The following is a 6,045-nucleotide window of genomic DNA, read 5'->3' as shown; positions in this document are numbered from 1 at the left end:
AAAAAAAACCGGCTCATCAGGCCGGTTTTTTTGCATTACTGTAAATGGATATTACAGCACTATTTGACTTCTTCGCCTTTTGCCTGCATGTCAGCATGGTAAGAAGAGCGAACAAACGGACCGCATGCTGCGTGGGTAAAGCCCATCGCCAGCGCTTCGGCTTTCATCTCATCAAACTCATCCGGGCTGACGTAGCGCTGTACCGGCAGATGGTGACGGCTTGGCTGCAGATACTGGCCCAGCGTCAGCATGGTCACACCGTGGCGGCGCAGATCGCGCATGACTTCGATGATTTCGTCATTAGTTTCACCCAGACCGACCATCAGACCTGACTTGGTAGGGATATGCGGATGGGCTTCTTTAAAGCGCTCCAGCAGCTTCAGAGACCAGTTGTAATCCGCACCCGGTCGTACCTGACGATAAAGACGCGGCACGTTCTCCAGGTTGTGGTTAAACACATCTGGCGGCGTCGCGGTCAGGATATCCAGCGCACGGTCCATACGGCCGCGGAAGTCAGGAACCAGCGTCTCGATTTTAATGTTCGGGCTTTTCTCGCGAATAGCAGTAATGCAGTCAGCGAAGTGCTGAGCTCCACCATCGCGCAGATCGTCACGGTCAACGGATGTGATGACCACATAACGCAGCGCCATGTCAGCGATGGTTTGCGCCAGTTTTTGCGGCTCGTTAGCATCGGGCGCGACCGGGCGGCCATGAGCAACGTCACAGAATGGGCAGCGGCGGGTACAGATGGCACCCAGAATCATAAACGTCGCGGTGCCGTGATTGAAACATTCAGCAAGGTTAGGGCAAGACGCTTCTTCACAGACGGAGTGAAGGCCATTCTTGCGCATCGCCGCTTTGATCCCCTGGATACGCGAAGAGTCAGCCGGAAGTTTGATTTTCATCCATTCCGGTTTTCTTAACAGCGCCTCGCGCTCGGTAGCCACGTTTTTAACCGGGATAAGGGCCATTTTATCGGCATCGCGGTATTTAACACCGCGTTCCATCACAATGGGTTTACTCATAGCGTGCGTGTTCCAGTTGCGAATATCGAAGGAAAGCGTTTCAATTCAAGGGAATGTTGTATTTATCAACTATTTTTGAACGAACGACAGGCAGTATATCATTGAAACGGCCATGAAAGCAGCCTGCCACGTCGCCAATTTGTAAAATAGTTGTTGTTTTGTGCCTTTCGCCCTGCTTGTGGCAGGGGCTTGTGCTGACACTCGCTGTCAGAAGGCCTGACGGATAATGCGGATGACGTTTTCCAGTACCGGATCGCGCAAACTGAGTTTGTTGTAATGCAGTGAAATCTCGATAGATTCCGCATTGAGCTGGCTGAGCGGAATACTCTCCAGCGACCAGCATTTCCGCAGCAGGTGATACAGGCGTGAAGGCATGATGCACAGCATATCGCTGCTGCCAATCAGGGAGGCGGTGGTAAACATATTGTAACTGCTGAAACTGATCTGACGTTCCGGGAAAATTTCATCAATGCGCTGGCGCAGACCATGGTTGGACTGCCCTTCGGTCATGAAAGACGAGTGGTCGTAATTGCGCAGGTTCTCAATGGTTAACGGCTCGCTGAGCGCGGGATGCTGCTGGCGGCAAACCAAAACCAGATTATCGGCATAAAGCACGTTTTGCCCCAGCGCTCTGGCGCTGAAGCTGCCGCTCTCAATAACCAGATCCGTCTGGAACTGGGCAAGCTGAACGTCAGGTTCGTTGAGTGGCACATTGCGTAACAGAAGCTGGGGAGCATGCTCTTTCACGGCCTGGTAGATGGCGGGCATGACCAGCACGCCCACTGAAGGAGAGCAGCCGATGGTGATCGTTCTTTGTTTGTCATAGCTCCCGGTTAAATCCAGCGCACCCAGAATCGACTCCAGCCCCTGGCTGATGTATTCGTGGAGGTGGGTCGCATAGGCCGTCGGCGTGACGCCCTGGCCTTTACGGATAAATAACGGGTCAGGAAATATAGCGCGTAGCTTTTGAATCGACTGACTTATTGCCGATGGCGTGAGATTAAGAATTTTCGCAGCGTTAACGATACCCTTATGGACATATACTGCCTCAAAAATAGTCAGTAAATTGAGATCAATATTACGTAAAGTCCGAAAAATTTGTGGCTTGTCTTCGCCACCGGGTTCATTCAGTCGTTTGGCTGGTAAATTAGTAGACTCCACGCTTTCACTCCGTATACATTCACAACATGAATGATAGTTGAATTTATTTATTATGCTTGTAGAGATTCGTAAAGTGTTGGTTTTGTTTCACTTGTTTATCAAAAACAAACAGTTGTGTGATTATCACTCACGTTACTTAGCCTGTGTATGCCGTGCTGTCCGGAGGCTAAATAATATGTAACGGCAATATTCGGGCGCTTCGAAAATATAGAATCTGCGGATTATTGTAAAGCGTAAAAGCGGTAAATAAATAGTTGCCCGTCAAATTAACGGGCTCCCCTGTATGATATATTAAGCAGGGATATATTCATGCGGTGGATTGTTAAGTAGCGCTAACACATTCTTCAGAAGAACAGGGCGTATATTATCTGGCGTGGCGGTATCTACCCACTGGCGCATCTGCGTCATTTCCATACCGGCGTAGCCGCAGGGATTTATGCGCTGGAAAGGCGTCAGATCCATATTAATATTCAACGCCAGACCATGGAAGGAACAGCCTTTACGAATACGTAGCCCCAGCGAGCAGATCTTCATTTCGCCAACGTAGACGCCTGGTGCATCAGCCCGCGGATGCGCGTCAATACCATATTCCGCCAGCGTGTTGACGACGGTTTGTTCCAGCAACGTCACCAGCTCACGCACGCCAAGCTTTCTGCGCTTCAGATTAAGCAGGACGTACATCACCTGCTGGCCCGGGCCGTGATAAGTCACTTGTCCACCCCGATCGCTCTGGATCACCGGGATATCGCCCGTCATTAATAAATGTTCCGCTTTACCGGCCTGACCCTGGGTAAATACCGGCAGGTGTTCAACCAGCCAAATTTCATCAAGGGTCGTGTCATCGCGTGAATCGGTGAAGTCATGCATAGCCTGGGAGACAGGCTCATAAGGTTGCAGCCCGAGATGACGGACCAGAATTTTATCCTGATACAAAACAGCGTCTCCGAAGACGAGGAACCAATGATGAGGGGGAGTATATCACAGCGGGGGAGAGGGGTTACCCGGTAAGCCGGGTAACCGCAAAGGGACTACAGCACCATACGCACAATTTCGATATTGCCGAGTTCTTCGTAGAGCGTCTCAACCTGTTCGATATGGGTCGCGGTGATAGTAATAGAAACCGAGTGGTAGTTGCCCTTGCTGCTTGGTTTTACTGACGGAGAGTAATCACCGGGCGCATGGCGCTGTACCACTTCAACCACCTGATCAACCAGCTCAGGTTTCGCCAGACCCATTACTTTGTAGGTAAATGGGGTAGGGAATTCAAGCAGTTCGTTAAGTTTGGTTTTCATGTCAGCTCCGGCGTAACGTCAAAAAGAATAACTCCCACGTCAGGTGGGAGTTATCAGGATACTTAGTATATGGGGATCAAAATCACACTTTCAAGTGTTCGATTTTTAGCCAAACCAGTGATGGAACATCAATTTAATGTAATCAATGATTTTGCCGAAGAAATTGCCTTCAGGAATTTCCTGCAGAACAACCAGCGGACGCTGATCGATAGTCTTGCCATCCAGCTGGAAGTTGATGGTACCCACGACCTGATTTTTCTGCAGCGGGGCATGCAGTTCGGTGCTGTTCAGGACGTAGCTGGCTTTCAGATCCTTCATACGACCGCGTGGAATGGTCAGGTACAGATCTTTATCCACGCCGAGGGAAGCACGGTCGTTGTCGCCGAACCACACTGGCTCAGACGCAAACTCTTTGCCTGCTTTCAGCGGATTCACGGTTTCGAAGAAACGGAAGCCCCAGGTCAGCAGTTTCTTGCTTTCGGTTTCACGACCTTTAAAGGTACGACCGCCCATCACGGCAGAGATCAGACGCATCTGGCCTTCAGTGGCAGAGGCCACCAGGTTGTAACCGGCTTTATCGGTATGACCTGTTTTGATACCGTCAACGTTCAGGCTGTTATCCCACAGCAGGCCGTTACGGTTGGTCTGACGAATACCGTTGAAGGTAAACTCTTTCTCTTTATAGATGGAGTATTCGTTCGGTACGTCGCGGATCAGGGCTTGACCAATCAGTGCCATATCACGTGCGGAGCTGTACTGACCGTCTGCATCCAGGCCGTGTACGGTCTGGAAATGGCTGTTTTTCAGACCCAGCGCGGTGACGTAGCTGTTCATCAGACCGACGAAGGCATCCTGGCTACCGGCGGCGAAATCAGCCATTGCTACGCAGGCATCGTTACCTGACTGCAGGTTGATACCCCGGATTAACTGGGAAACCGGAACCTGCATACCGGGCTTCAGGAACATCAGAGAAGAACCTTTGAACACAGGGTTCCCGGTTGCCCACGCATCGTTACCAATGGTGACCAGATCCGTTTCTTTGAATTTACCGGCTTTCATGGCCTGGCCGATAACATAGCTGGTCATCATTTTGGTCAGGCTGGCCGGGTCACGGCGGGCATCAGCGTTCTGTTCTGCCAGAACTTTGCCAGAGTTGTAATCGATCAGGATGTAGGATTCCGCGTCGATTTGCGGAACGCCAGGGATCATGGTCTTGATATTCAGGTCATCGGCATGAGCAGCAGAGAGTGCTGCTGCGCAAAGGGCCGTGGTCAGCGCCATGCGCTGCACAAAACGAGCAGAAAAAGTGGTCTTCATGGTCAGAACTACGACATCCGTGATGGAATTAAAAAAAGTGCCTTACTATAGCAAATGCTATTCAGGCAGGCATCCGACTTTAAGCATGAGTTTGTGAATGCGTTTTACACAAACTGACATTTCGGATACCGCCGATTAATTATTTTGCAACAGTGACGAAGGACTGCAGTTGTGCTTCGCTCTGCAAACGCTGTTGCAGAGACGCTGCCTGCGATTTACTGGCAAAAGGCCCCATCTGAATACGCCAGACCGCGCCGTTCTGCTCAACGCGTCCAGGTACGCCAAACTGCTGGCTTAGACGCTGTTGATACTGCTGGGCTCGGGCCTGATCGCTCACTGCCCCCACCTGAACGACAAAGCCGCCGCTGGCTGCTGCTGCCGCGCTTTGCGTGGTCGCTGGCGCTGTTACCGGCGCTGGCTGCGTCACCGGAGCCGCAACCGGGGCTGGCGTCGGCTCACTGCCTTCCAGCACGCCCGTCGCTAAGGTCGTCGGTGCGCCTAAAAAGCCGCTACTTTTTACCGGGGCGCCAGTGGAATCATCGCTTTGCAGCGTATCATTGCTGATTGGACGTATTTCTCCCGCCGGCTGAGAAGGCTCAGCCGGAGAAGAGACGCTACCCATTCCGCCGTCAAGATTTGGGCGGTCTGGCAGAGCATAGGTCTGCTTCGCCACCGTCGTACAGGCGGTACCCGGCCCGGACATCGAGCCATCCTGCGCCACGATAATCGGGTCAATGCGAACTTTGGTGTTGTTCGACGTGTTCAGGCGATCGGCAGACGCGCGGGACAGAGAAATCACCCGGTCATTACCATATGGACCACGGTCATTAATACGCACGACGATCATGCGACCATTAGCCAGGTTGGTGATACGCGCGTAGCTTGGAATCGGCAGCGTTGGGTGCGCGGCAGTGAGCTGCATGGGGTCAAATGTTTCACCGGATGCCGTGAGGTTACTGCCCGGTTCTGCATCATAAATGGCAGCAAAGCCCGCCTGGCTGAAGCGGGAAGGGTCCTGCACGATTTTGTAGCTTTTGCCGTCGCGCTCGTAATCCTGATTCGCGCTGGCATTCAGCGGTTCATAAACGGGATCGGCCCCACTGATTTCAACGATCGGACCATTACACACCGCAGGCTGCGGCGGCGCGACGGTTGCCTGTTGCTGACCATCATCACTTGTGCAGGCCGCAAGTAAACTTGCCGCGATGCAGATCCCCAGCCACTGCTTACGCATTCCGATCCCCTTATTT

Annotated in this window: 6 protein-coding genes; all 6 read right to left on the bottom strand. The window is 52.2% G+C overall.

Annotated features, from left to right (window positions below):
* Positions 1-59: 59 nt before the first annotated feature.
* A complete protein-coding gene (gene lipA / locus L977_RS11820; RefSeq protein WP_008501032.1) occupies positions 60-1,025 on the bottom strand; it encodes a lipoyl synthase in 966 nt (321 codons plus the stop codon).
* A 207-nt stretch (positions 1,026-1,232) separates the two neighbouring features.
* Positions 1,233-2,186, bottom strand: coding sequence for a YbeF family transcriptional regulator (locus L977_RS11815; protein WP_014882989.1), 954 nt, complete (start codon positions 2,184-2,186; stop codon positions 1,233-1,235).
* Between the two features lie 291 nt (positions 2,187-2,477).
* Positions 2,478-3,119, bottom strand: coding sequence for a lipoyl(octanoyl) transferase LipB (gene lipB, locus L977_RS11810; RefSeq protein WP_045281613.1), 642 nt, complete (start codon positions 3,117-3,119; stop codon positions 2,478-2,480).
* Positions 3,120-3,214: 95 nt separating this feature from the next.
* Complete coding sequence (ybeD, locus tag L977_RS11805; RefSeq protein ID WP_003858718.1) at positions 3,215-3,478, bottom strand: DUF493 family protein YbeD; 264 nt, start codon at positions 3,476-3,478, stop codon at positions 3,215-3,217.
* Between the two features lie 105 nt (positions 3,479-3,583).
* Positions 3,584-4,795 carry a D-alanyl-D-alanine carboxypeptidase DacA gene (gene dacA, locus L977_RS11800; protein ID WP_014882991.1) on the bottom strand — a complete coding sequence of 404 codons (1,212 nt, stop codon included), beginning with the start codon at positions 4,793-4,795 and terminating at the stop codon, positions 3,584-3,586.
* Between the two features lie 139 nt (positions 4,796-4,934).
* Positions 4,935-6,029, bottom strand: coding sequence for an endolytic peptidoglycan transglycosylase RlpA (gene rlpA, locus L977_RS11795; RefSeq protein ID WP_045268250.1), 1,095 nt, complete (start codon positions 6,027-6,029; stop codon positions 4,935-4,937).
* Positions 6,030-6,045 lie beyond the last annotated feature (16 nt).

This window comes from Enterobacter sp. ZOR0014 (genome assembly GCF_000798855.1).
Taxonomy (GTDB): domain Bacteria; phylum Pseudomonadota; class Gammaproteobacteria; order Enterobacterales; family Enterobacteriaceae; genus Enterobacter; species Enterobacter kobei.
This window is presented reverse-complemented; position numbering and strand designations above follow the sequence as displayed.

Coding starts and splice junctions, on each gene's coding strand:
- lipA (WP_008501032.1), bottom strand. CDS start 1,025: ATGAGTAAACCCATTGTGATGGAACGCGGTGTTAAATACCGCGATGCC.
- ybeD (WP_003858718.1), bottom strand. CDS start 3,478: ATGAAAACCAAACTTAACGAACTGCTTGAATTCCCTACCCCATTTACC.
- dacA (WP_014882991.1), bottom strand. CDS start 4,795: ATGAAGACCACTTTTTCTGCTCGTTTTGTGCAGCGCATGGCGCTGACC.
- rlpA (WP_045268250.1), bottom strand. CDS start 6,029: ATGCGTAAGCAGTGGCTGGGGATCTGCATCGCGGCAAGTTTACTTGCG.